Source organism: Sporolactobacillus sp. PKPK-6 (assembly GCF_056678885.1).
In genome coordinates this window covers 116949-141568 of record NZ_JBWXPA010000003.1, presented here as the reverse complement: position 1 = coordinate 141568, position 24620 = coordinate 116949, and the positions used below count along the sequence as shown (strand labels likewise).

The 24620-nt window shown below is 46.0% G+C and carries 19 protein-coding genes and 1 other annotated feature; of the genes, 14 read left to right on the top strand and 5 right to left on the bottom strand.

Features of this window, described 5'->3' with window-relative positions; translation table 11 throughout:
* The first annotated feature begins 102 nt into the window (after window positions 1-102).
* Window positions 103-338: a binding site (T-box leader), on the top strand.
* Window positions 339-475: 137 nt separating this feature from the next.
* The 12 genes from argC (AC1MBV_RS16750) (at window position 476) to AC1MBV_RS16695 (ending at window position 15571) form a co-directional block, all read left to right on the top strand.
* The gene (argC, locus tag AC1MBV_RS16750; RefSeq protein WP_255749001.1) at window positions 476-1513 is read left to right on the top strand and encodes an N-acetyl-gamma-glutamyl-phosphate reductase; all 1038 of its coding nucleotides are present in this window, start codon (window positions 476-478) and stop codon (window positions 1511-1513) included.
* Window positions 1514-1526: 13 nt separating this feature from the next.
* Window positions 1527-2750: a bifunctional ornithine acetyltransferase/N-acetylglutamate synthase gene (gene argJ, locus AC1MBV_RS16745; RefSeq protein ID WP_255749002.1), complete on the top strand. Its 1224-nt coding sequence runs from the start codon at window positions 1527-1529 to the stop codon at window positions 2748-2750.
* A gap of 27 nt (window positions 2751-2777) precedes the next feature.
* A complete protein-coding gene (gene argB, locus AC1MBV_RS16740) occupies window positions 2778-3581 on the top strand; it encodes an acetylglutamate kinase (protein ID WP_255749003.1) in 804 nt (267 codons plus the stop codon).
* Complete coding sequence (locus AC1MBV_RS16735) at window positions 3574-4770, top strand: aspartate aminotransferase family protein (RefSeq protein ID WP_255749004.1); 1197 nt, start codon at window positions 3574-3576, stop codon at window positions 4768-4770. Before argB ends, AC1MBV_RS16735 begins: the two co-directional genes overlap by 8 nt.
* A 17-nt stretch (window positions 4771-4787) precedes the next feature.
* Window positions 4788-5876 carry a carbamoyl phosphate synthase small subunit gene (locus AC1MBV_RS16730; RefSeq protein ID WP_255749058.1) on the top strand — a complete coding sequence of 363 codons (1089 nt, stop codon included), beginning with the start codon at window positions 4788-4790 and terminating at the stop codon, window positions 5874-5876.
* The gene (gene carB, locus AC1MBV_RS16725) at window positions 5860-9096 is read left to right on the top strand and encodes a carbamoyl-phosphate synthase (glutamine-hydrolyzing) large subunit (RefSeq protein ID WP_255749006.1); all 3237 of its coding nucleotides are present in this window, start codon (window positions 5860-5862) and stop codon (window positions 9094-9096) included. Before AC1MBV_RS16730 ends, carB begins: the two co-directional genes overlap by 17 nt.
* Before the next feature lie 5 nt (window positions 9097-9101).
* Window positions 9102-10061: an ornithine carbamoyltransferase gene (gene argF / locus AC1MBV_RS16720; protein ID WP_255749007.1), complete on the top strand. Its 960-nt coding sequence runs from the start codon at window positions 9102-9104 to the stop codon at window positions 10059-10061.
* 31 nt (window positions 10062-10092) lie between these two features.
* Window positions 10093-11340, top strand: coding sequence for an argininosuccinate synthase (locus AC1MBV_RS16715; protein WP_255749008.1), 1248 nt, complete (start codon window positions 10093-10095; stop codon window positions 11338-11340).
* Window positions 11297-12685: an argininosuccinate lyase gene (argH, locus tag AC1MBV_RS16710; protein WP_255749009.1), complete on the top strand. Its 1389-nt coding sequence runs from the start codon at window positions 11297-11299 to the stop codon at window positions 12683-12685. The genes AC1MBV_RS16715 and argH overlap by 44 nt, the downstream gene beginning before the upstream one ends.
* Before the next feature lie 158 nt (window positions 12686-12843).
* Window positions 12844-13788: an N-acetyl-gamma-glutamyl-phosphate reductase gene (gene argC, locus AC1MBV_RS16705; protein WP_255749010.1), complete on the top strand. Its 945-nt coding sequence runs from the start codon at window positions 12844-12846 to the stop codon at window positions 13786-13788.
* A gap of 172 nt (window positions 13789-13960) precedes the next feature.
* Window positions 13961-15169, top strand: a complete 1209-nt coding sequence (locus AC1MBV_RS16700) for a multidrug effflux MFS transporter (protein WP_480948853.1) — start codon at window positions 13961-13963, stop codon at window positions 15167-15169.
* 30 nt (window positions 15170-15199) lie between these two features.
* Window positions 15200-15571: a hypothetical protein gene (locus tag AC1MBV_RS16695; protein ID WP_480948837.1), complete on the top strand. Its 372-nt coding sequence runs from the start codon at window positions 15200-15202 to the stop codon at window positions 15569-15571.
* Between the two features lie 57 nt (window positions 15572-15628).
* Here the strand turns inward: AC1MBV_RS16695 and AC1MBV_RS16690 are convergent, their stop codons facing one another.
* The 5 genes from AC1MBV_RS16690 to AC1MBV_RS16670 all read right to left on the bottom strand — a co-directional run bounded on the left by AC1MBV_RS16690 (window position 15629) and on the right by AC1MBV_RS16670 (window position 21132).
* Window positions 15629-16153, bottom strand: a complete 525-nt coding sequence (locus AC1MBV_RS16690; RefSeq protein WP_480948836.1) for a YceI family protein — start codon at window positions 16151-16153, stop codon at window positions 15629-15631.
* A 139-nt stretch (window positions 16154-16292) separates the two neighbouring features.
* On the bottom strand, window positions 16293-16709 hold the full coding sequence (locus AC1MBV_RS16685; protein WP_480948835.1) for an Rrf2 family transcriptional regulator: 417 nt from the start codon (window positions 16707-16709) through the stop codon (window positions 16293-16295).
* A 443-nt stretch (window positions 16710-17152) separates the two neighbouring features.
* Window positions 17153-17824, bottom strand: coding sequence for a ribose-5-phosphate isomerase RpiA (rpiA, locus tag AC1MBV_RS16680; protein WP_255749016.1), 672 nt, complete (start codon window positions 17822-17824; stop codon window positions 17153-17155).
* A gap of 144 nt (window positions 17825-17968) precedes the next feature.
* A complete protein-coding gene (locus AC1MBV_RS16675; protein ID WP_255749017.1) occupies window positions 17969-18712 on the bottom strand; it encodes a glycerophosphodiester phosphodiesterase in 744 nt (247 codons plus the stop codon).
* A gap of 227 nt (window positions 18713-18939) precedes the next feature.
* Complete coding sequence (locus AC1MBV_RS16670) at window positions 18940-21132, bottom strand: anthranilate synthase component I (RefSeq protein ID WP_255749018.1); 2193 nt, start codon at window positions 21130-21132, stop codon at window positions 18940-18942.
* 316 nt (window positions 21133-21448) lie between these two features.
* On the opposite strand from AC1MBV_RS16670, the gene AC1MBV_RS16665 reads away from it, so the two are divergent.
* Window positions 21449-22327, top strand: a complete 879-nt coding sequence (locus tag AC1MBV_RS16665) for an EamA family transporter (protein WP_480948852.1) — start codon at window positions 21449-21451, stop codon at window positions 22325-22327.
* A 384-nt stretch (window positions 22328-22711) separates the two neighbouring features.
* On the top strand, window positions 22712-24544 hold the full coding sequence (locus AC1MBV_RS16660) for an APC family permease (protein ID WP_480948834.1): 1833 nt from the start codon (window positions 22712-22714) through the stop codon (window positions 24542-24544).
* Window positions 24545-24620 lie beyond the last annotated feature (76 nt).

Here is a 24620-nt window from a genome sequence, read left to right as displayed (position 1 = left end):
GCTGCATTTTTATTTAATTAAAATTAAAATAAGGGTTGACTTATTAGTTGAGCAATGTATAATAAGTATCACACAAGTTAGAAATAACTAAAAATTGCTTATTGAAAATCGGTGAAGAAGAGAGTAACAGTAGAGCAATGCTTAAGCGAGCCGGGTTGGTGAGAGCCGGTGCAAGTAATACTGCGAACCGCACTTCGGAGATGACGGTCTGAATCACAGGTAGGATTGTCCGGGAACTCCCGTTACAGAGTCTCAAGCAGATTCCCTTTTTTGAACATTTTAATTTGGGAATAATCAGAGTGGTACCGCGGGCATAGTGATCAACGCTCGTCTCTTTTCAAATGAAAAGAGGCGGGCGTTTTTAATTTTCCGCAGAAAACATCTTTTGGGGATCAGTACTACTCTTTTGATTTAACTATCTGAAGTGTTAATGAGACACCGAACGAAAATATAACAAATTATTGGAGGCTTTCAGGTGAAGGCAGGTATTGTTGGGGCGAACGGGTACAGCGGCGTTGAATTGATCCGTTTGCTTCTGAATCATCCGCAAATCAAATTGGAGATGCTGGTTGCGCATACAACCGCGGGCACGGATATCCAGAGCATCTATCCTCATCTTGACGGTATTATTGAAAGAACATTGGAGGATTTTGATGCGGATGAGTTGGCGGCCAGGGTTGATGCTGTTTTCTTTGCAACGCCCGCCGGCATCAGCAAAGATCTGCTTCCCGAATGCTTGAAACGCGGTCTGATCTGTATCGATCTTTCCGGCGATTATCGCTTGAAAAATCCGCAGGACTATGCGGAATGGTATCATTTGGATCCTGCTGATCAGACATTGCTGAATGACGCAGTGTATGGACTGGCGGAGATTAACCGAAGGCAGATCGAGGGCGCAACCTTCATTTCAAATCCCGGATGCTATCCAACTGCTGCGTTGCTTGGCCTTGCACCGGTGCTGAAAAATGATGTGATCGATTTGACATCCATTATTATTGACGGAAAATCAGGAGTTTCCGGATCGGGAAAGAAAGCGGCGCTTGGCAATTTGTTTTGCGAAGTCAATGAGAACGTGAGGGCTTACAAGCTGGGTCAGCACCAGCACACACCGGAAATTGAACAGATGATCGCGCAGGAGAGCGGAGAACAGACCGCAATAACTTTTACCACTCATCTGATTCCGATGACACGCGGATTGATGTGCACGACGTATGCGAACTTGAAACAAGGCTTCTCAACACGAGAGCTGCTGGAACACTACGAAAATTATTACGAAAAATCGCCTTTTGTTCGGATCAGGCCCATTGGAACTTGGCCGGCTACAAAAGAAGTACTCGGCTCAAATTATTGCGACATTGGATTACATGTCGATGGCAGGACGAGGCGACTCACCATTGTTTCCGTCATCGACAATGTCGTCAAGGGCGCAGCCGGTCAGGCGGTCCAGAATTTGAATATTATCAAGGGCTGGGATGAACAGACAGGACTAGGGTTCACTCCGATCTATCCGTGAGAGGGCGAGATTAGTGGAAAAAACATATAATCAAACAGCAATTATTCCTATAGAAAACGGCAGTGTCGGGTCGCCCAAGGGCTTTCTTGCTGGAGGACAGAATATCGGACTCCGAATCGGCAGGCCGGATATGGGTTGGATTTATTCAGAGACTCCGGCCTCCGCGGCAGGGGTTTATACGACGAACGTGTTTCAAGCAGCACCACTGCAAGTGACACAGGATAGTATTGCTGAAGAAAAGAAACTTCAGGCGATTTTAGTGAATACGGTGAGTGCGAACTCATGCACAGGCCAAGAAGGCACTGACAATGCTTATACAACAAGAAAGTGGATGGCGGAGCACCTAAGCATCGCCGATCACCTCGTAGGTGTTGCTTCAACAGGTGTTATCGGCATGCAGCTTCCGATGGAAAAGATGGAAAAAGGCATTGCGGCCATTGAACTCGATGATGTGAAGGCACCTTTTGAAGAAGCGATTCTCACGACGGATACGAAGCCGAAGCATCTGGCTGTTCAAGTCGAAATTGATGGCAAAACAGTAACCATCGGCGGCGCGTGCAAGGGTTCAGGCATGATACACCCGAACATGGCGACAATGCTCGGATTTGTCACAACAGATGCCGCTGTTGCTCCTGATTCTCTCAGTCTTGCGCTGAAATCAGTGATTAATAAATCATTCAATTGCATTACCGTCGACGGTGATACAAGTACCAACGATATGGTCCTGCTTCTGGCAAATGGGCAAGCTGAAAATCAGTTGTTGAGTGAGCAGCATCCGGAATGGCAAACCTTCTTGAATGGACTGGAAATTGTCTGTCAAGGTCTTGCAAAGTTCATTGCCGGCGATGGCGAGGGAGCGACAAAGCTGATCGAAGTTCAAGTGAGCGGAGCTAAAGATGATCATTCCGCTGAAGTGATCAGTAAATCAATTGTCGGTTCGAGCCTTGTAAAGACAGCGGTATTCGGAAGTGATGCGAATTGGGGCAGAGTTGTTTGTGCCATGGGATACAGCGGAGAACGCTTCGATCCAAGTAAAGTGTCAATGGCGCTTGGCGACATAACTCTCTTTAAGAATGGTGTTCCGATTGACTTTGATGAGGAAAAAGCAAAGAACTATTTAGATGGTAACACCATTGTGATTAAAACAATCCTTGGCGAGGGGAACGGTCACGCGGTTGCCTGGGGCTGTGATTTAACTTATGACTACGTGAAAATAAACGCTTCTTATCGTTCGTGAGAAAAAGATGATGTCAGGAGGACAACAATGAACCGTTATCTGGTGATTAAATGTGGAGGAAGCGTCTTTGATAAACTGACTCCGGCCTTTTTTAACAGCATACAGGCGATTCAGGCAGAAGGCGAGTGGCTGCCGGTCATCGTACATGGCGGCGGTCCGGCAATTTCACAGATGCTGGAGAAAATGGCTATTCCGACTGTTTTTCACCACGGGCTTCGTGTGACAACTCAGGAAGTGCTTGACGTAGCGGAGATGGTGCTCAGCGGGACGATGAATAAACAAATTGTTTCCAAGATCAGCGCGTCCGGCGGTAAGGCATTTGGACTAAGCGGCATTGATGGCGGATTGTTTCATGCAAAGCCGCTTGCACTTTCCAAACTCGGCTATGTCGGTGAAATTACGGCTGTTGATCCGTCCGTGATTACCAATTTGTGCGGTCAAGGTTATATTCCTGTCATCTCTCCTATATCCATGGACGATAAGGGACAGCATTACAATATCAACGCTGATCAAGCGGCTGCGGCCATTGCTGCGACACTTAATGGAAAATTGTGCTTCATCAGTGATGTTCCTGGGATTCTTGTTGAAAAGGATGGAGAACTGACACGGCTGAAGCAGGTCTCCGATCTGGAAATTGAACGGTTGATTGAACTGAAGAAAATCAGCGGCGGCATGATTCCAAAAGCGAAGGCAGCAGTGGACAGTTTAAAGAAAAACGTTCAGGAAGTTGTCATTGTGAACGGTATGATGCCGGAATGTCTGGTTGATTATACTAAGGGCATTGAAGTCGGGACAAAAATTTTCCTTGAGGAGGAAGTACTCCATGCTTAACACAAAATCAGAAGAAACAATCGCGCCGGTTATGGCTGCATACGGACGCTTTCCAATAACTATTGAAAAAGGCAAGGGCAGTTATGTTTGGGACAGTGAAGGAACAAAATACTTGGATTTTACAGCCGGTATCGCAGTACTAGCACTTGGTCATGTACCGGATTCAGTAGAAGCAGCTTTGAAAAAGCAACTCGATACCCTTTGGCATTGTTCCAATTTGTATCATATTGGACCACAAGAGAAGCTTGCGAAAATGCTGACGGATCTCACATGCTGTGATCAAGTTTTCTTTGGGAACAGCGGGGCAGAAGCGAACGAAGGAGCCATTAAATTGGCGCGCCGGTACGCGAACTTAGTCCTGCATAAACCGGAGGGGCATATTGTTACCTTTGATCATTCCTTCCACGGCAGGACACTCGCAACAATGGCAGCAACGGCACAGGAAAAAATACACAACGGTTTTGGCTCTCTTGTTCCCGGATTTAAATACCTTCCTTATAATGATGCAGCAGATATCGAGGCTATCGCAGCTGATGAAGAATGTATTGCTGTCATGCTGGAAATGGTTCAAGGCGAAGGCGGAGTGATTCCCGCAGATAAAGTTTGGGTGCAGAAGCTCGCATCTGTGTGCAAGGAAAAAGGTATCCCAATGATTGTCGATGAAGTACAGTCGGGCATGGGCAGAACCGGTACGCTTTTTGCTTATGAGCAATATGGCATTGAACCGGACATTCTGACAGTAGCCAAAGCACTTGGTTCTGGGATCCCAATCGGCGCTTTCCTAGCAAAAAAACATATTTCCCAATTGCTGACACCGGGAACTCATGGATCGACATTCGGAGGCAATCCGTTCTCGACCGCAGCAGGGGTAGCTACCATTGAAGCATTTGAAAAACAAAATGTGATTGCGCAATGTGTGAAGAATGCAGATTATTTAAATCAAAAATTGAACGACCTTAAAGAAAAATACGCAAATCAATTAATCGATGTTCGAGGCCTGGGATTGTTAATCGGTGTTGAGACCACGGCACCCGCTATTGACATTGTCAACCAATTGAGAGAAAAACACCAAGTGCTGATCTTGACAGCCGGCAAGCATGTGCTGCGCATTTTGCCTCCGCTCGTCACGAATGAAACAGAAATTGATACATTTATTGCAGCACTTGACGATGTATTAAAGGAAAAATAATTAGGAGGCTGCTGATGATGAAAAAAGGATACTTGCTTCTGGAGTCGGGCCAATTATTCTCAGGCGTGCGCGTTGGCGCTCCTTCCTCAGTGATGGGCGAACTTGTCTTCAACACCAGCATGACCGGATACCAGGAAATCATGACCGATCCGTCTTATGCAGGTCAAATCATGACCTTTTGCTATCCTCTGATTGGGAATTACGGGGTCAATGCGAAAGATAATGAAAACGCCAAGATTCAAATGCAAGGCGTGCTTTTCAGTAATCTTTGCGAACTGCCAAGTCATTATCAATCAATTAAAACGGTAGATCAATGGTTAAAGCAGTCAGATGTGCCGGGTCTTGCCAACATAGACACGCGTGCTGTTGTCAAGGCAGTGCGCAAGAGCGGTACGATGAAGGCGATCATCAGCGATTCTCCTGATTTTTCACTGATCGATTGGAGTCAACCGCTGGATCAGGATATGGTTGCCAAGGTTTCTGCTAAGACAATGACCACCTATGAGGGAAAAGGGCCACATGTTGTTCTGATTGATTATGGATATAAGAAGTCAATGCTGAAGGCACTGCTCGATGAAGGCTGCAAGGTAACGGTTGTTCCTTATAACACCAACTCAGACGCTGTTGCTGCGTTGCATCCCGATGGTGTCATGCTCAGCAACGGCCCTGGGGACCCGATCCAGCTGCAGCCGCTGTTCGGCGAAATTAAAAAAATAGCATCTGCCTATCCGACTTTGGGCATCTGCCTTGGTCATCAGCTGATTGCACTTGCTTACGGAGCGAAAACTGGCAAATTGCTTTTCGGTCATCGCGGTGCCAACCATCCGGTCAAAGAATTAACCACCGGAAAAGTGTGGATGACCTCGCAAAATCATAGTTATGTGGTTGAAAAAGACAGCATCGATACGGAACAATTTTCGATCAGCTATCTTAATGTAAACGATCAATCAGTAGAAGGATTAAGCCATAATGACCTTCCGATTGAAACGGTTCAATTTCATCCGGAAGCCCATCCGGGTCCGGACGATACACATCCGATTTTCTTGAACTTTATGAATATGATTAAACAGAACAAAGGTGAAGTGACTCATGCCGTTACGTACTGACATTAAAAAAGTGCTTGTCATAGGTTCCGGCCCGATCGTGATTGGTCAGGCGGCTGAATTCGATTATGCCGGTACGCAGGCCTGCCTTGCTCTCAAAGAAGAGGGCATTGAGGTTGTCCTCATTAACAATAATCCGGCGACGATCATGACCGACGACCAGATTGCCGACCGAACCTATATCGAGCCTTTAACCATTGAAACAATAGAAAAAATTCTTATAAAAGAACGCCCTGACGGGATCATTGGCACACTGGGCGGACAAACCGGTCTAAACCTTGCTGTTGCTCTTTATGAGCAAGGAGTTCTGGAAAAATATGGTGTTGAGCTTCTTGGTACATCCGTTGATTCAATTCAGCATGGAGAGGATCGGGAGTTATTCAAGGATCTGATGCTTGAAATCAAGGAACCGATTCCCGATTCCAAAATTATTCGCTCTTATGAAGATGGTTTAGCCTTTATAAAGGAAGTCGGATATCCGGTCATCATTCGGCCGGCCTATACCCTCGGCGGATCCGGCGGAGGCTTTGCCTACAACGAAAAAGAATTAAATTTGGTCCTCCATCGAGGGTTAAAGCTCAGTCCGATTCACGAAGTCCTGATCGAGAAAAGCATCAAGGGTTGGAAAGAAATTGAGTATGAGGTCATGCGTGACGCAAACGATACATGCATTATCGTTTGCAACATGGAAAACATGGATCCCGTGGGTGTGCATACCGGAGACAGTATTGTAGTAGCACCTTCGCAGACCTTGTCTGATGTGCAGTACCAAATGCTCCGCAACGCATCGTTAAAAATCATTCGTGCTTTGAAGATTGTCGGAGGGTGCAACATTCAGTTCGCACTCAACCCGGCATCAGATGAATATGCCATTATTGAAGTTAATCCGCGTGTGAGCCGTTCATCAGCGCTTGCGTCCAAAGCGACCGGTTATCCGATCGCCCGTGTCGCCGCCAAATGTGCGATCGGTTTCTGTCTTGATGAAATTTTAAATCCGATTACGGGTACGACCTATGCATCCTTTGAACCGGCAATTGATTATATAGTCGTTAAAATTCCACGTTTTCCATTCGATAAATTTACGGAAGCTGACCGGAGTCTTGGAACACAGATGAAAGCGACCGGAGAAGTCATGGCTATTGACCGCACCTTTGAAGGCGCGCTGAATAAGGGCGTTCGTTCCATGGAAATGGGCTTTACCGGACTTGAAAGCAAGATGCTCGCTGCACAGCCGGACGATGTTCTGGAAGATCATTTGAAAAATACGACCGATTTGCGTCTGTTCGCAATCAGTGAACTGTTTCGAAGAGGGCGTACGGTTGCGGACGTTCATCAGGCAACCGAAATTGATTATTGGTTTCTCAACGCAATCTTTGGAATTGTTGCCTTTGAGAAAATGATCAAAGGAAAAAGCTTAGCGGAGTTATCCGATGCACAAATCGAACATGCGAAATGGATGAATATTGGTAATCAGCGGCTGGCTCAACTGCTCAATAGCTCTCTGAACGACATCGATGCTCGCGTTCGTGCCGCCGGTCTCGCTCCTTCCTATCATCTTGTTGATACGTGTGCGGGGGAATTCGAAGCCCAAACGCCTTATTATTATTCGACTTGGTTTGGTGCTGATGAGGCACCTGCAAGTGATAAGCCGAAAATTCTAATCATCGGTTCGGGTCCGATTCGTATCGGACAGGGGATTGAGTTCGATTATTGTTCCGTTCAGGCGACAATGGCAGTGAAGAAGAACGGTTTTGAAGCCATTGTGATTAACAACAACCCTGAAACCGTCAGCACCGATTATTCCATCGCCGATCGGTTATACTTCGAGCCGTTGGCAATTGAAGATATTTTGCATGTTGCGGAGAAGGAAAAGGTTCAAGGCGCGCTCGTTCAATTCGGCGGACAGACGGCAGTGAATGTAGCAAAGGCACTGGAACAAGCAGGAATCAAGGTGCTCGGCACGTCCACCGAGAGCATTGATCGAGTTGAAGATCGTGAACAATTTTATGAGCTTCTGCACTCGCTTGGTATTCCACATATTCAAGGCCGTACCGTTCATTGTCTTGAAGATTTGCCGGTCGCAGGAGAGAAACTCGGTTATCCGATTCTTGTTCGTCCGTCCTACGTCATTGGCGGTCAATCGATGTTCTTATTCCATCATCCTGAAGAACTTGATGCCTATATAAACAGTGAACGAAATCTGAATGAGCAATCTTTTCCTTTACTAGTTGACCGCTACATGCCGGGTATTGAATGCGAGGTGGATGCGATCAGCGACGGAGATGTGACCGCAATTCCGGGCATCTTTCAGCACATTGAACGTGCAGGCGTTCATTCAGGTGACAGCATTGCTGTATTTCCATCGTTCAGTCTTGATCAAGCAGCAAAGGATGAGATTGAAGAGGATACGCGCAAAATATGCCGCGCCTTGAATGTGAAGGGTTTGATCAACATTCAGTTTGTGATTGCCTCCGGAAAGGTGTTTGTTCTCGAGGTGAACCCGCGTGCTTCGCGAACAGTTCCAATCATCAGCAAAGTAACGGGAATGTCAATGGTTGAAAAGGCGGTAGGCGTTCAGCTCGGAAAAAGCCTGCCGGAACAAAATCTCAATGACGGCTACTGTCCTCGCCCGGGCTTTTATGCAGTAAAAGCGCCTGTATTTTCCTTCACGAAGCTGAAGGGTGTTGACCCTGTGCTCGGTCCGGAAATGAAATCGACAGGCGAGCAGCTCGGCTTGGGACAGTCTGTATCCGAGGCCTTTATGAAAGGTGTTTATCTGAATAAATCAAATCCGTTTTCAGCGATGTCGAAGAAGAAAGCAGTATTTTGCTCGATCACTTCAAATCAGAGAGACGAGAGCTTGAAACTCATCAAGAAGCTTGTAAAATTGGGATTCGACATTTTGGCAACACCGGGCACGGCGGATGAGTACACAAAAGCGGGTATTCCAGCGACAAGGGTGAACGAAGAAGAGGCTGACGTGGCTGCTCAAATGGCGAGTGGAAAAATTGCTGCCGTGTTCAACATTCCGACGGCGGGGCGCAACAGGAAGTCCTTTGGTTTCAAGATCAGAGAACTCGCGCTGCGCTATCAAGTGCCTGTGTATACATGTGTTGATACGCTTGAAGCGACGCTCTCATCAGCTAAGGGAGAACCTTCACCGGACGTGCACACATTGAATGAATATCGAGATTTAAGCTATATGACGAATAAAGGGAAGTGACTCATTTGACAAGTGAAACGGCATCAACATTACAAGGCAGAGATTTTCTAACCATTGCCGAATTTACGGAAGACGAGCTGAAAACGTTCTTACAGACGGCTGTTGCTCTGAAGGCAATGCAAAAGCAAGGCGTTACACACCATTTCTTAGAAGGACAGACGCTTGCAATGATTTTCGAGAAAGCATCGACTCGGACGCGCGTCGCATTCGAAGTAGGTATGTACCACCTCGGCGGTTCTGCGCTATACTTGAGCAGCAAGGATATCCAAATCGGTCGAGGCGAAACGATCGCTGATACGGCGAAAGTGCTGTCACGATTTGTCGATGGTATTATGATTCGTACGTTTGGCCACGAAGTGGTTGAGGAATTGGCGGCGAACGCTGATGTTCCGGTTATTAACGGCCTCACGGATACGCATCATCCGACACAGGTCATTGCCGATTTGTTGACCATTTTCGAGCACAAAGGCAAGCTTGGCGGCTTAAAAGCATGCTTCATCGGCGATGGCTATAACAATATGGCGCATTCACTGATGGAAGGCGCCGCGGCAGTCAGCATGGACATGACGGTCGCCAGTCCTGAAGGCTACGAGCCTGATGCGGCGATTCTCGAAGCCGCGAAAGCAAGAGGAGCGAAGAATGGTTGCACCATTGCATTCACCAATTCGCCTCAAGAGGCGGCTGAAGGCTGCGATGTCGTGATCACCGATACATGGCTGAGCATGGGCGATGAAGATGAAAAGGAAAAGCGACTGCATGATTTTCAAGGGTTCCAAGTTGACGATGCACTTGTCGCTTTAGCAAAACCGGATCATATCTTCATGCATTGTCTGCCTGCTCACCGCGGTGAAGAGGTCACGGAAAGCGTGATTGACGGTGCCCATTCCGTTGTGTTTGATGAAGCGGAAAACCGTCTGCACGCACATAAAGCAATTCTGAAATGCTTGATGGAAAAGAACGCATAAAAAACATACTCATTCTCAGGAGGGTTCACTAATGGCAAAAGAAAAAATCGTTTTAGCATATTCCGGCGGTCTTGATACTTCGGTCTGCATTAAGTATCTGCAAGACAAGTACAATTACGATGTTATCGCACTCAGCATTGATGTCGGCGAAGAAGGCAAAGACCTAGATAAAGTGAAGCAAAAGGCACTGGATGTCGGCGCAATCAAATCGTATGTCGTTGACGCAAAAGAATTGCTTGCTGAAGGATACCTTGCTCCGGCTCTCCAAGCAAACGCATTGTACGAGGGCGTTTACCCGCTTTCTTCAGGACTTTCACGTCCACTTATCGGCAAGTTGCTCGTTGACGTAGCACATAAAGAAGGCGCGACGGCAGTTGCCCATGGCTGCACCGGAAAAGGAAACGATCAAGTCCGCTTTGAAGTAGCCATTCAAGCGCTTGATCCTTCACTTAAAGTCGTCGCTCCGGTTCGTGAATGGGGCATGACGCGTGACGAGGAAATCAAATACGCAGCTAAGCATGGTATTCCGATTCCGGTAGATCTCGACAACCCATTCTCGATTGACGCGAATATTTGGGGACGCGCGTGCGAAGCCGGCGTTTTGGAAAACCCATGGAACGAAGCACCTGAAGAAGCGTTCGCTTGGACGAATCCGATCGAAAAAACTCCGGATGTACCGGAATATGTAGAAATCGAATTTGAAAAAGGTCTTCCGGTTGCTTTAAACGGAGTTAAAAAACCATTTATTGAAATTATTAAAGAACTGAACGCGCTTGGCGGACTTCACGGAGTCGGACGAATTGATCATATTGAAAACCGTCTTGTAGGCATCAAGTCGCGGGAAGTTTATGAAAATCCGGCTGCACTCATTCTGATCAATGCCCATCAGGGGCTTGAAACCATTACACTGACCAAGGAAGTTTCTAAGTTCAAGCCGTTGATCGACAAAGAAATTTCTCAAGTGATCTATGACGGTCTCTGGTACTCACCGATCCGGGAAGCACTGATGGCTTTTGTTAAGCAGACTCAGGAAGTCGTTACCGGGAAAGTTCGCGTGAAATTATTCAAGGGGAATCATGTTGTCGTCGGACGTGCATCGGAAAACAGCTTGTACAATGAAAAGTTAGCGACCTATACAACGGGCGACGCTTTTGATCACAACGCAGCCGTAGGTTTCATCAAGCTGTGGGGACTCCCGACCAAAGTGAATGCAGAAGTGCATAAGGAGGCAGATCATGGCGAAGCTGTGGGGCGGCCGGTTTACGAAGTCAACCAATAAACTGGTTGATGAATACACCGCGTCTATTTCTTACGATCAAGAACTAGCGAAAGAAGATATCGAGGGCAGTTTAGCACATGTCCAAATGCTCGGTGAATGCGGCGTTGTCACAGAAGAAGAGGCAAAGACCATTCAACAGGGGCTTCGAACCATTCTGAAAAAGATAGAGAACGGTGAAGCACATTTTTCGACAGACATGGAAGATATTCACATGAACATCGAGAAGATGCTCATTGATGAAATCGGCGCGGTCGGAGGCAAGCTCCATACCGGACGCAGCCGGAACGACCAGGTCGCAACGGATATGCATCTGTACATGCGGAAGAAGACTCAGGTTCTGATCGACTTGCTCGAAGATGTGCAATTTGCCCTTCTTGAGCAAGCTAAGATCAATGTGGACACGATCCTTCCCGGATATACACATCTTCAGCGTGCGCAGCCGATCTCCTTTGCCCACCACTTGCTCGCCTATTTTTGGATGTTTGAGCGGGATAAAGGGCGGTTGCGGGACAGTGTAAAGCGCATTAACATTTTACCGCTTGGCGCCGGTGCGTTGGCGGGAACAACCTTTCCGATCAATCGCCGTCGCGTTGCCGAACTGCTTGATTTCGATGATGTTTACCCGAACAGCATGGATGCCGTCAGCGACCGTGACTTTGTCGTCGAAGCACTTGCAGACTGCTCGCTGATCATGGTTCATCTCTCACGCTTGTCTGAAGAAATGGTGCTTTGGAGCAGCCAGGAATTCCAGTTTATTGAATTGGACGATGCATTTTGCACAGGTTCCAGCATCATGCCGCAGAAGAAAAATCCGGATGTATCCGAACTGCTGCGCGGTAAAACCGGACGCGTGTTTGGACATTTGGTCGGCTTGCTGACCGTGCTCAAGGGTCTTCCGCTTGCCTACAACAAAGACATGCAGGAAGATAAAGAAGGCATTTTCGACACCGTAAAAACGTTGGAAGGGGCGCTGAAATTACTTGCCCCAATCCTTGAAACGATGACGGTCAAGAAAGACCGGATGCGTCACGCTGTTGAAAAAGACTATTCAAATGCTACCGATATTGCAGATTACTTGGCAAAAAAAGGATTGCCGTTCCGTGATGCACATGCAGTCACCGGAAAAATGGTCCTTTATGCCATTGAAAATAAAAAGTATTTGCTTGATCTTAATCTGGAAGAGTACAAGCAATTCAGTCCTCTTTTTGAAGAGGATATCTTTACGGCTTTGCTCCCTGAAAATGTGATGCGTGCCCGGGAAAGTGAAGGCGGCACCGCACCGCACCAAATTGAGAAACAATTGAAACTTGCGGAAACAAGACTGCATCAGAATGGATCATTCTGATCGGCTGTTTCATATAATCCTTGAGAATACCATAAAAGGTATTCTTACGCATAAGGTTTATTACCCCCTAAATTAGCTTATTTTTTTAACTTGAAGCACCGGATACGTGTCATGCGTATCCGAATTTTTTTTAAATAGAATAGAGAGGAGTGCTCACCATGTATTCTGTTTATGTAGACGGCCAATATGGGACCACAGGTTTGAAAATCAGAGACTATTTGTCAAAGCATGACCATATTCGGCTTCTGAACATCGCGTATGAGGAAAGACGCGATATGGAGTTGCGGAAGAAGTGCATGAATGAAGCAGATATCGTTTTCTTGTGCCTTCCTGATCAAGCTGCCGAGGAAGCAGTAAAAATGGTTGAAAATGATAAGACCAAGGTCATTGATGCGAGTACAGCACACAGAATTGATGAAGAATGGACTTATGGAATTCCTGAACTGTTCCCACATCAGCGGGCTAAAATAAGAAATTCCAAACGTGTCAGTGTTCCCGGCTGTCATGCGACCGCAGCGTTGCTGGCCCTTGCTCCTTTAGTCGGTAAGGGAATCGTGCCTGCTAATTATCCTGTATCTATTTATTCAGTTACAGGGTACAGCGGGGGCGGCAAAAAGGTCATTGCAGATTATGAAAATAAGAAACGTGCCCCATTCTTTGCTGTTCCAAGACCTTATGCTCTGCAATTAGATCATAAGCATTTACCTGAATTGACGAAATATGCGGGACTCAAGGAGAAGCCGATTTTACTTCCGGTTATCTGTGACTATTACAAAGGATTGGCGGTCAGTATTCCGCTATATACAAATAAGCTGTCCGAGTACAAATCGCCTGAGGAGATCCGCCGCTTTTTAGTAAATTATTATTCCGAAGAACCATTTGTGAACATTATGTCTAATGAGACGGAAGGTCTTTTTGAAGATGGCAGCTTTGATATTACCGGGTGCAACGATACTAATAGAGCAGATCTATTCGTTTTGGGAAATGAAGACCGGATCGTGCTGATGACCCGATTAGATAATCTGGGCAAGGGGGCATCCGGTGCGGCGATTCAATGCATGAATATCATGCTTGGAGTCCCTGAACAGACGGGCCTTAATTAAGATTTTCTAATCAGTAATTTTAACTTAATGATTACAGTACTGAACGTCCTTATGAGCAAAGCTTCAGGTAAACAGATCTTTTTTCTGCTATGATAACGTCAGACACTTTAAAAGAGAATTTTTTGAGATGAGAAAGGCTGATTTAAAAGTGAAAGCTGCACAAACAGATTTAATGACGCGTCAAAGCAAAGGCGGCTATGTTCGTTTTGTACTCGTACTGGGAGCGCTCGGCGCGTTCGGTCCGCTTTCAATGGATATGTATCTTCCGTCATTGCCGTCTCTGACTCGGGACTTGCAAACGACAACATCTCTGGCACAATTAAGCATCACGGCATGCCTGATCGGACTCGCGGCGGGACAGCTTATTCTTGGGCCGCTCAGTGATAAATTCGGACGAAAGATTCCTCTGCTTTCCGGTTTGATTTTATTTACCCTGACCTCTTTTCTTTGCGCGATCACAACATCCATTGGATTGCTTGTCATTCTGCGACTGATCCAGGGGATTGCTGGAGCAGCGGGTATGGTGATTTCACGAGCGATTGCTCGTGATTTGTATTCGGGATCAAAGTTGACAAAATTTTTCTCGATGCTGATGGCAGTCAACGGTATTTTTCCTATCTTGGCACCGATATTAGGCGGCTTTGTGCTTCGGTTTACGTCCTGGCACGGTGTTTTCGTTGTCCTTTGCGTGATTGGTTTTTTATTGTTTTTAAGTGCATTATTCTATATTCCCGAAACGCTCCCTGTTGAAAAACGTATTTCAGGCGGGCTTGGTACAACAGTATCAGCGATGGGACATATTTTCCGAGACAGCCGGTTCGTCGGTTACGCGCTTGTCCTTGGTCTCGTGATGGGTGCCATGTTCTGTTACATTTCGGCATCTTCTTTCGTGTTGCAGGACATGTTTGCCGTATCGCCCCAGGGATTCAGTCTATTTTTTGCCACAAACGGTTTCGGTATTGTGCTGATGTCGCAGCTTGCCGGACTTCTTGCCGGACGTGTAGACGCACGGAAAATCATGCGAACCGGAATAGTTATAGCAGCGATTGGCAGTATTGCGCTTTTTGCCAGCTTGATGCTCGAACCGCCGCGTCTTGTCGCAATCATGATCCCGCTTTTTCTTGTTGTTTCAATGGTTGGCCTCGTCAATTCAACAGCCTTTTCACTGGCGATGCAAAGCCAGGGGAAGGCGGCCGGAAGTGCATCCGCGATTCTGGGACTTGGCATGAATACAATCGGAGCGCTTTTTTCACCGCTCGTCGGATTAGGAGGCAGTCATACCTATTTCCCGATGGCGCTGATGATCCTATTCTGTGATGTTGGCGCACTTGTCGTCTATGTTCTTTTTATCAGGAAGAAAGCGCTGAAAATCGTTAAATGAAAGAAGATTGATGAAATGAAATCATTTTTAATGGACTTATACCAAATCCGTCCGAGCCAGCTATACTTAGATCAGGATAAAATTGATCGTCTCAAAGGCGTATTTGATCCGCTCAATGTACGCTTCAATGCGCCGCTTCCGATTAAGAAAAATGGGGGAGAAGCGTTTCTGACCGACGGCCATACGCGTGCATTCCTCTATAGTGAGGAAAAAATATCGGTGATCCCTGTCTATTGGGATACAGATGATCTTGATATGGATCTCTACCAGACTTGTCTGAACTGGTGCCGACATGAGCGCGTAATGTTTATTGATGATTTGAAAGAGCGCATACTTCCACATGATCAATTTTTGCAAAAGTGGATGGATCGCTGCGAAGAAGCAATAAAAAAAGACAAATAAGGTACAAAAAAAGAACGGATGGCTTAGATGAGCCATCCGTTCTTTTTCACGAAATTATTAAGCGTTTAAGGTGAATTCAGCATCGACACTAATCTTAATTTTGTTGCCGACAACGAGATTGCCGTTTGCAAGCGATTGGCTCCAAACCAGACCGTAATCGCGGCGGTCAATGGCGAAATTGAGACTTGCAGCATTGCGCTTCAGGCCGTATGGATCATCGATCGGCGCACCAATTTCTGCTTCAAAGGTTACCGGTTTCGTCGTTTCTTTAATGGTGAGGTTGCCTTCGATGGTATAATCTCCACCATCTGCTGATGTTATTTTAGTTGATTCGAATTTAATTTCAGGATATTTTTCAGCATCGAAGAAGTCAGCGCTCTTCAAGTGAGCGTCACGATCTTTAATACGTGTTTCAATGCTTGCGACATCAATTGAAACGGCAACTGCCGTAATCTTTCCGCTTTCATCAGTTGTTACAGTACCTGAAGTTGTTTTGAAACTGCCCTTCACATTAGAAAGTCCCATGTGTTTTACAGAGAAACCTGTTTCTGTGTGTGCTGAATCGATTGTCCATTTTGCCATTTTCATCCACTCCCAATAAATTTTTCATGTATTTTTGAAATCAGCGTGGCAGAGCCATTGCCGATTTATTACCGCTTTTTCTTATTCCTTTTCTAAACTATTGATGTAACAAAAATAGTTACATCTAGATGTCAAAAAATCAAGCTTTATCAAAAAGCTGATGTAGGATGCCGTCGATTGTCTCACTGGATAGTTTGCGCTCTAATGCATCCTGAGCAGCGCCAAACGCTTCGTCCAGTGCGCGCCGAATCCCCTTGCCAACCGGACAATGGGGATTAGGATTGCCGTGGACTGCAAAGAGATTGTCTTTAGGTTCAACCGCATGGAATACGTCGAGCAGCGAAATGTCGGCAGGATCACGTGTTAATGAGGCGCCAGCCTTGCCGGCAGTAGTCTGAATCAGTCCAGCTTTTTTCAGCATACCGAGCAGCCTTCGGATGACGACCGGATTGGTGTTCACACTTGATGCGATATAGTCCGACGTTAAATCAACATGAGGCTTGGAGGCGATTAAAGCAAGAATATGAACAGCAACTGCAACTCGAGTATTAATCATTTCCCTCACCTCTTGTAACCATTATAATTACAACTATACATCCTGTCAACCAAATAATTAAAAAAGAACACTATTTTTTGTGACTTAGCTAACTTACTAAGCATTAGAAGAGTACTGCGCAACATCGTATCAATTGAAAAAACACTTATAATATGAGAAAAGCTGAACCGAAGAGAAGGAGTTAGACCGAACGCTTGAAAATCTAGATCGAATCCATGGAAAGTTAGGCCAAATTCATAAAAAGTTAGACTGAAAAGCGGAGGTTTGGCCGAACCAATAAAAAATTAGACCGAACGCTCGAAAAGTTAGGCAGAATCCATGGAAAAATGGACCGAATCTAGTGAGAGTTAGACCGAATCTCCCCGTATTGCGCGGTCTGTCCTTACTGTGCAATATTAGAATAACCCCCCTATCTACGCTTCAGATAGGGGGGTTAGGTGAGATTATTTGTTCAGAGTATCGGTATGTCCGTCGGGGTAGCCGACGATGACTTTGTCTGTCATACCGAGGAAAAGGCCGTGTTCGACGACTCCGGTGAGATGATCCAGTTCATTCGCCAATTGTTCGGGATTGGAAATGGACTGCAAGTGAAGGTCAAGAATGTAATGATGCGCATCGGTCACGTAAGGTTGTCCGTCCGCGGCGCATCGAAGTTCGGGACGGTACCCTTTTTCAGACAGATAGGCATTGACATGCTTCCATCCGAAGGGAACGACTTCAACCGGTAGAGGAAAGGCGCCGAGCTGTTCAACCTTTTTCGTATTGTCGACGATCCAAATGCGGCGCGTGGATGCTTTGGCGACCAGCTTTTCATAGAGCAAAGCGCCGCCTCCGCCTTTGATCCCGTTTAATTCTGAATCGACTTCATCGGCTCCGTCGACCGTTACATCGATTTTTGCGACGTCATTCAACGCACGCATCGGAATTTTCCATTCGCTGGCAAGGTCAATGGTTTTTTGAGATGTCGCGACCCCGGTCATCGTAAATCCATTTGCTACTTTTTCAGCCAGTGCTTCAAGAAAGTAATAAACAGTTGATCCAGTACCAAGGCCGATGGTCATTCCCTCTTTAATTTCATCAACAGCGCCTCTGCCTGCTGATTGTTTTCCGTTCATACTCATCCCTCGTTTTCTATTCGATTAAGGCTCTGATTAGTTGTCCATTGAATGGTAACGTTCTCATTGTATTATAGCGAAAGTGCCGAGCAGTGCCAATGGTTCCGTGAGAACTTGCACCTTGCCCGACACTTCATTTCCGTATTATTTTGCGACCTTCTGAAAACTTTTCCGCAGGTCGAGAGCAGCCTCGGGATGATCGGTAATAATGGCGTCAAGACCCATTTCAAAAGCAAGCTGCATATTTTTCGGCTGATTGACTGTCCACGCGCGCACCTTGAGTCCGTGCTCTTGGAGCTGTGCTGCTGTCTCAGAAAAAGCAGTCGGCTGCCAGAGATGCTGAGCGGTCGCGCCGACCTGTTGGGTGTAGCGCCACGGTTCGACCAAACGCTCCCATAAAAGAAGTGCGATGTCTGCAGTTGGATTAATTTTCTTCAATCGGATCAACGATTCATGATTGAAGGATGAGTAGACAACGGGAAGATGCGGCCGATAATGATCGACGAGCTGCGCTACCCGCGCTTCGATACCGGGATAAACGTTGCGGTCGGTTTTAAACTCTATATTCAGAACGCCGGGATAATCGGCTAGAAGTTCAAGCACTTGAATAAGCGTAGGTACACGTGTTCCTTTGAATTTTGGCGAAAACCAAGATCCTGCGTCAAATTGCTTTAATTCTTCTAGAGTGTATGATTTAATCTGGCCCTTGCCATTAGTCGTTCGATCAATCTTTTCATCGTGCATAACCACGACCTGCTGATCCTTTGTCAAATGAACATCAAGCTCAATGCCATCGCTTCCGACACGCATCGCTTCTTCAAACGAATCAAGCGTATTCTCAGGACAATTGCATTTACTGCCGCGATGGGCATATACTGCTGTTTTCATAGATATCCTCCCTCATCCATAAAAAGAAAAACGGATTAGCTCCTCACATCTAATCATCGAAGGCATACATCTAAACCTGACTGTCGATAACTTAGCCTTTACCTAAAGTTTACCATGCACCGAGATTCCATTCATTCGTTACTTTATGATTCACCTGCTAAAGTAATGATGGAGATTATGCGGCGTATAAACCCAATAGCTCTCCATGATGAAACGACATAGCCGCCTTAAGGTTGAACGGCTGAATAAAGACGAACGCTTCTAAGAACATTCTCCAAAATATTCATACCTGCATTTTCTCCGAGGCTCATAATTGACTCGGGATGAAACTGGACAGCCGTGATCGGCAGGCTTCGATGCTCCACAGCCATAATGACATGATCGTCAGATTCTGCTGTAGCATTGAGCTCTGGCGGCAGCTGGTCGACATAAAGCGAGTGGTAGCGTCCTGCTTTAAAATTCCGAGGAACATTGTGAAATAAAGGACTGTCCTTGTGATGAATCACTGATGATTTGCCGTGCGTGGGTATTGGCAGGATTCCGAGTGATCCGCCAAAGTAATTGACAATACCCTGAAGGCCGAGACAGATGCCGAATAGTGGGAGCTGATGCTCCAAACAAAGGTCAATCGTTTCCTGCATGTTGAACCGTTCCGGACGACCCGGCCCGGGAGAAAGGACGACAAGATCAATGGGCTCGGACCCCGCTCGGATCATTTGCCGGGCTGCCGGACTTCGGCGAACGGTCACGATTGCGCCAAGCGATTGAAAATAGCCGGAAAGGGTATGCACAAAGGAATCTTCATGATCAACAAAAAGAACATGGAGAGGGTGCTGGTCCTCTTTTCCCGCGACTTGCTTAACAACGGACTCCTCTTTGGACGAGGATGGACGAAGTGCCTCAATTAATGCACCGGCTTTAGTCAATGTCTCTCTTTCTTCACTTTCCGGATCGGAATCATAGAGCAGCGTTGCACCGACTCGTATCTGGGCTTCCCCGTGCTGCAGCCGCAGGCAGCGCAGCGTAAGGCCTGTGTTCATGTCACCATTGAAACCGATCCAGCCGACCGCGCCGCCATACCAGCCGCGCGCGGTTTTTTCATGCTGTTCAATCCAGCGCATTGCCTCAAGCTTTGGTGCTCCTGTGATGGTGACCGCCCACATATGGCTGATAAAAGCATCGATGGCATCACAATCTTCCTTCAGCTGTCCTTTAATATGATCTACCGTATGAAAGAGATGGGAATACGTTTCGATCTGCCGTCTCCCGACCACTTCAACAGAACCGGGGATACAAATCCTCGATTTATCATTCCGATCGACATCGGTACACATCGTGAGTTCCGATTCTTCTTTTTTAGAACCAAGCAAGGTCTTGATTTGTTCGGCGTCTTCGATGACAGAGCCTTTTCTGCGGATCGTCCCAGAGATCGGGCATGTCTCCACTGTCGCGCCATCGACACGTACGTACATTTCCGGAGAGCAACCAATCAGAAACTCTTCATTATTTAAATGGATGAGGAAACCATAGGGGCTTGGATTAATGCACTGCAGTCGCTGAAAAACATGTGAAGGCCGACTTGAACAGTGCTGAGTCAGAACACGGCTTGGCACGACTTCAAACAGGTCGCCTTTTTTAAATGCTGCTTTTGCTTTGCGTACAAGTGCGGCATAATCCCCTTTTTGATCAGCGACACCGGATGAAGCACTCGATTTTTTGTCGAACCGGGCAACTGCACCGAAATGCGGTTTGTTTTCGGTAGAAAGCTTTCCGTAAGCAAATTCATAGGTTAATTGATACGCGTTGTTTTTCTCCCGATCAACAACAATCAGCTCATCGGGAAGGTAAAGCTGCAGATCATTTTGTTCCGAATTTCGATCTTTATTCAGAGTGTAGTGCTCAAACTGGAGGACAAGATCGAAACCAAAAGCACCATAAAGGCCGAGAAAATCATCATCAATGTGAAAAAGTGTTTCAATTTCTCGAAGCAATGTGAACAGTGAAGAACGCTTTGTTCGATTCTCTTCTTGAATCAATGCTTCATCGGTCACACGGATGTTGCCGATCAGAGCAGATGAATGACGGGACGTTATTTCTAAATCAGGATGGGTTAAGCGATCAGTCAGAAAGGCAATCAGTACCTTCCCGCGTTCATTGAGTGCTTTAATTTGAAAGGAATGGTTCTTTGATGTCAGTTCAAGCGGCGGGTTCACAAACCCGATATCCCAGCGCGAATAACGGCCCGGAAAACGGTAGGTACTGGAGAACAGTGCGCCTTTGTGTTCATCAAGGCGTTCTGCAAGATTTAAAATAGCCGGTTCACCAGAGATCGGTACCTGGCTGCGGGTAATGATCATACCCTTGTCAGTGGTGTAAAGAGTGGATGCTTGTGATTTGTCAATTTGTGATAAGATACTCATCTTATCAACCTCCTGTATAAATAGATTTATACAGAAGAGCAACTCTGAATCAGAAAGAGACGTCGAATAAAAGCGGCCGTCTGCAAGTCACTAAAAAATGTACGATTCTGTTCTCAACTCTGCTCTTCTTTACTCTGCTTAACTGTGCTAAACTAAACTTCTTATATCATACATGGGAACTCGTTTCTATTCAACTGAGAACCGGTTGACGGTCTCATTATAATAAGATGTGACGAAGAACACAGAGAGGAAGAAAAAAGTGGCAGAACTTGTGCGGCGCTTTGCTGCCACACGATCTTGGCAGCGGTCGATCGGTATGATGCTCGTGCTCTGCGGTGCGACATTATGGGGTGTTTCTGGAAATGTTGCCCAGTATTTATTTGAAGCTCAGCACATCAATGCCGGGTGGCTGACTTCTGTTCGTATGCTGACGGCAGGCATACTGCTGCTCATCTTGACGCAATTTGGAAAAGAACGTCATCTGACCTGGTCTGTTTGGAAAAATGGAAAAACAGTGTCAGGTATGCTTATTTTTGGATTAATCGGGATGATTGGTGCTCAATATACGTATTTTGAAGCGATTGCCGCAGGTAATGCGGCTACGGCAACGCTGCTGCAGTATCTTAGTCCGGTCCTGATCATGCTCTACTTAATGATCCGTTGGCGCAAAAAACCGTCCGGAGTAGAATTAGCGGCAATTTTAATGGCATTGCTTGGTGTTTTTTTAATAGCGACAAAAGGGCATCCGGATCAGTTGTCGATTGCTCCGCTTGCCGTTTTTTGGGGACTGATGTCGGCACTGGGCGGTGCCATCTATGCGACACAGCCTGGAAAACTACTGAAACAATTCGGTCCCGGAGTTGTTGTCGGCTGGGGGATGGTCATTGGTGGAATCGCAATGAGCGTACTGTATCCACCTTGGCATTTCAACGGAAATCTTTCCGTTCAATTAATAATGGACATTGCTTTTGTCATTCTTTTTGGCACACTGCTTGCATTTTACTTGTATTTGGCCAGCCTGAAGTATTTAAAACCAATAGAAACCAGTCTGCTTGGCTGCGCCGAACCGCTGTCTGCAGCCATTGTCAGTGTTGCCTGGATGCATGTTCCATTCACAGTGTTTGATTGGATGGGAGCGGCATGCATTATTGGTACAGTCGTCATGCTGTCACTGACACGAAAAAAGCTGCGGTAAACATGGAAATAAAGGGAAATGATGTCGCTTGCTGATTATTACCTGGGAAATGATGACGAATGATGCGCTTTTATTCTTAAACTGTTGATTTTTGTTTCATAAAATAATAAAGAGTAAAGATAAGATATTAATGGCGCTGCCTTTATTAAAAAATAATTCAACTTATAATAGATAAGAACTTCCAGTTTCTGCACCTGTTCAGTAGATGTCTAAGACGTATCATTACCAAATTTTTCTGTGTTGCTTCATTCAAAAATGAGGCATACAATCAATCTGCACAAATCGAAGGAGTATAACGCAATAGATCTTGTGGAAGATTGCCAAAAATCTATTCTCATTCACTTCAAAGAGTTAAGTAATACTGCATGAAGAAGGGGCACATTTATGTTAACGAAATTAAAACGGCTGCTGATCGGCAGGCCGCTTAAGTCAAATGAATCGCACAATCAAAAATTAAATAAATTCAAAGCCTTGGCTGTTCTGTCCTCTGATGCACTTTCTTCGGTTGCTTATGGACCTGAGCAGATCCTAATAGTTTTGATGGCAGCAGGAAGCAGTGCACTCTGGTTTTCCTTACCGATTTCTCTTGGCGTTCTCATTCTTTTAATTGCACTCGTTTTGTCGTATCGACAGATTATTTTTGCCTATCCGCAAGGCGGCGGAGCCTATATGGTTGCAAAAGAAAACCTTGGCACTAACTTTGGTCTTACTGCAGGAGGAGCACTGCTCGTTGACTATATTTTGACGGTAGCAGTTAGTGTTTCAGCAGGTACGGATGCGATTACTTCAGCATTTCCATCGCTCCATGAGCATGCCGTTTTGGTTGCTGTCATTATCGTCATTTTGATCACGATTCTGAATTTGCGAGGATTAACGGATTCGGCAACACTATTGTCTTATCCGGTTTATTTCTTTGTACTCATGATGCTGCTGGTCATTGGCGGCGGACTTTTTGCTGCATTGACCGGACATACTGTTCCCATGCATCAACATGCGGCATTGGGTACGCCGGTGATGGGAGTCAGCCTGTTTCTTTTGCTGCGTGCCTTCTCGTCAGGATGCTCTGCGCTGACTGGTGTCGAGGCAATTTCTAATGCTATTCCGAGCTTTAAGGATCCCGCACCTAAGAATGCTGCTCGGACGCTTCTCATGATGGGCGGCGTGCTTGCGGTACTTCTGGCCGGAATCGTTTATCTTTCCTATTGGTACGGCGTTCATCCGGAAAGTGATCAGACGGTGCTTTCTCAGCTGGCGGGCAATTTGTTCGGACGCAATCTTTTTTATTACATTATTCAAGTGTCCACGGCATTAATCTTGATTCTCGCCGCGAATACCGGCTACTCAGCATTTCCGCTGCTCGCATTTAATTTAGCGAGGGATAAATATATGCCGAGACCGTTTAAGGTCAAGGGAGATCGATTGGGTTTCTCCAACGGTATTTTAACTTTAGGTGCTCTTTCGATTGTGCTCATTATTATTTTTGAAGGAAGAACGGAAAATCTGATTCCACTCTATGCAGTTGGTGTGTTCATTCCGTTTTCACTCTCACAGACGGGTATGATTGTCCACTGGCTAAAGAAACGGCCCAAGGGCTGGCAGGGCAAACTGATGATCAACTTGCTCGGAGCATTAATTTGTTATCTGATTCTTGCTATATTCTTTTTGACGAAATTTCCGCAAATCTGGCCCGTACTGATTTTTGTGCCGATTGTGGTTACTGTTTTTCATAAAATCCATGAACATTATATGCTTGTTGCCGAACAGCTGCGGGTTGATTTTTCCGAGCCCGTGCCAATCGTTCATGCGTCCGACAATATCATTGTTGTGCCGGTTGCCGGAATTACAAAAGTCGTAGAGCAATCATTGACGTACGCTAAATCACTATCCGGTAATGTCATTGCCGTATTTGTCGGCGACAGCCCGGCAGCGATCAATAAAATGAATCAGGAATGGAATGAATGGAATCCGGGGGTTAGGCTAATTGCGCTTCATTCACCATATCGAAGTATTGTCAGTCCGCTTGATAAATTTATCACCACTGTAAAATATAAAGCAGATAAGCAGGGAGCTACAGTAACCGTGGTATTCCCGCAGTTTTATACAAAAAAATGGTGGCAGAGCCTGCTGCATAATCAATCTGGTGTTCTGATCAAAGCGAGTCTGATCCGTCACAAAGATGTTGTTATTGCAACGGTTCCCTATCATTTTAAAAAATAAATCATTGATTTCCTTGGCGCGGCAGCAAACCGCGTCAATTTTTTAATTAAATGTGTTCATCAATCAGCGTGATAGA

What these genes read in the sequence shown, in the direction of transcription:
- argB (WP_255749003.1), top strand. Translation starts at nt 2,778, where the DNA reads ATGAACCGTTATCTGGTGATTAAATGTGGAGGAAGCGTCTTTGATAAA.
- AC1MBV_RS16735 (WP_255749004.1), top strand. Translation starts at nt 3,574, where the DNA reads ATGCTTAACACAAAATCAGAAGAAACAATCGCGCCGGTTATGGCTGCA.
- AC1MBV_RS16730 (WP_255749058.1), top strand. Translation starts at nt 4,788, where the DNA reads ATGAAAAAAGGATACTTGCTTCTGGAGTCGGGCCAATTATTCTCAGGC.
- carB (WP_255749006.1), top strand. Translation starts at nt 5,860, where the DNA reads ATGCCGTTACGTACTGACATTAAAAAAGTGCTTGTCATAGGTTCCGGC.
- AC1MBV_RS16715 (WP_255749008.1), top strand. Translation starts at nt 10,093, where the DNA reads ATGGCAAAAGAAAAAATCGTTTTAGCATATTCCGGCGGTCTTGATACT.
- argH (WP_255749009.1), top strand. Translation starts at nt 11,297, where the DNA reads ATGGCGAAGCTGTGGGGCGGCCGGTTTACGAAGTCAACCAATAAACTG.
- argC (WP_255749010.1), top strand. Translation starts at nt 12,844, where the DNA reads ATGTATTCTGTTTATGTAGACGGCCAATATGGGACCACAGGTTTGAAA.
- AC1MBV_RS16700 (WP_480948853.1), top strand. Translation starts at nt 13,961, where the DNA reads ATGACGCGTCAAAGCAAAGGCGGCTATGTTCGTTTTGTACTCGTACTG.
- AC1MBV_RS16695 (WP_480948837.1), top strand. Translation starts at nt 15,200, where the DNA reads ATGGACTTATACCAAATCCGTCCGAGCCAGCTATACTTAGATCAGGAT.
- AC1MBV_RS16690 (WP_480948836.1), bottom strand. Translation starts at nt 16,153, where the DNA reads ATGGCAAAATGGACAATCGATTCAGCACACACAGAAACAGGTTTCTCT.
- AC1MBV_RS16685 (WP_480948835.1), bottom strand. Translation starts at nt 16,709, where the DNA reads ATGATTAATACTCGAGTTGCAGTTGCTGTTCATATTCTTGCTTTAATC.
- rpiA (WP_255749016.1), bottom strand. Translation starts at nt 17,824, where the DNA reads ATGAACGGAAAACAATCAGCAGGCAGAGGCGCTGTTGATGAAATTAAA.
- AC1MBV_RS16675 (WP_255749017.1), bottom strand. Translation starts at nt 18,712, where the DNA reads ATGAAAACAGCAGTATATGCCCATCGCGGCAGTAAATGCAATTGTCCT.
- AC1MBV_RS16670 (WP_255749018.1), bottom strand. Translation starts at nt 21,132, where the DNA reads ATGAGTATCTTATCACAAATTGACAAATCACAAGCATCCACTCTTTAC.
- AC1MBV_RS16665 (WP_480948852.1), top strand. Translation starts at nt 21,449, where the DNA reads ATGATGCTCGTGCTCTGCGGTGCGACATTATGGGGTGTTTCTGGAAAT.
- AC1MBV_RS16660 (WP_480948834.1), top strand. Translation starts at nt 22,712, where the DNA reads ATGTTAACGAAATTAAAACGGCTGCTGATCGGCAGGCCGCTTAAGTCA.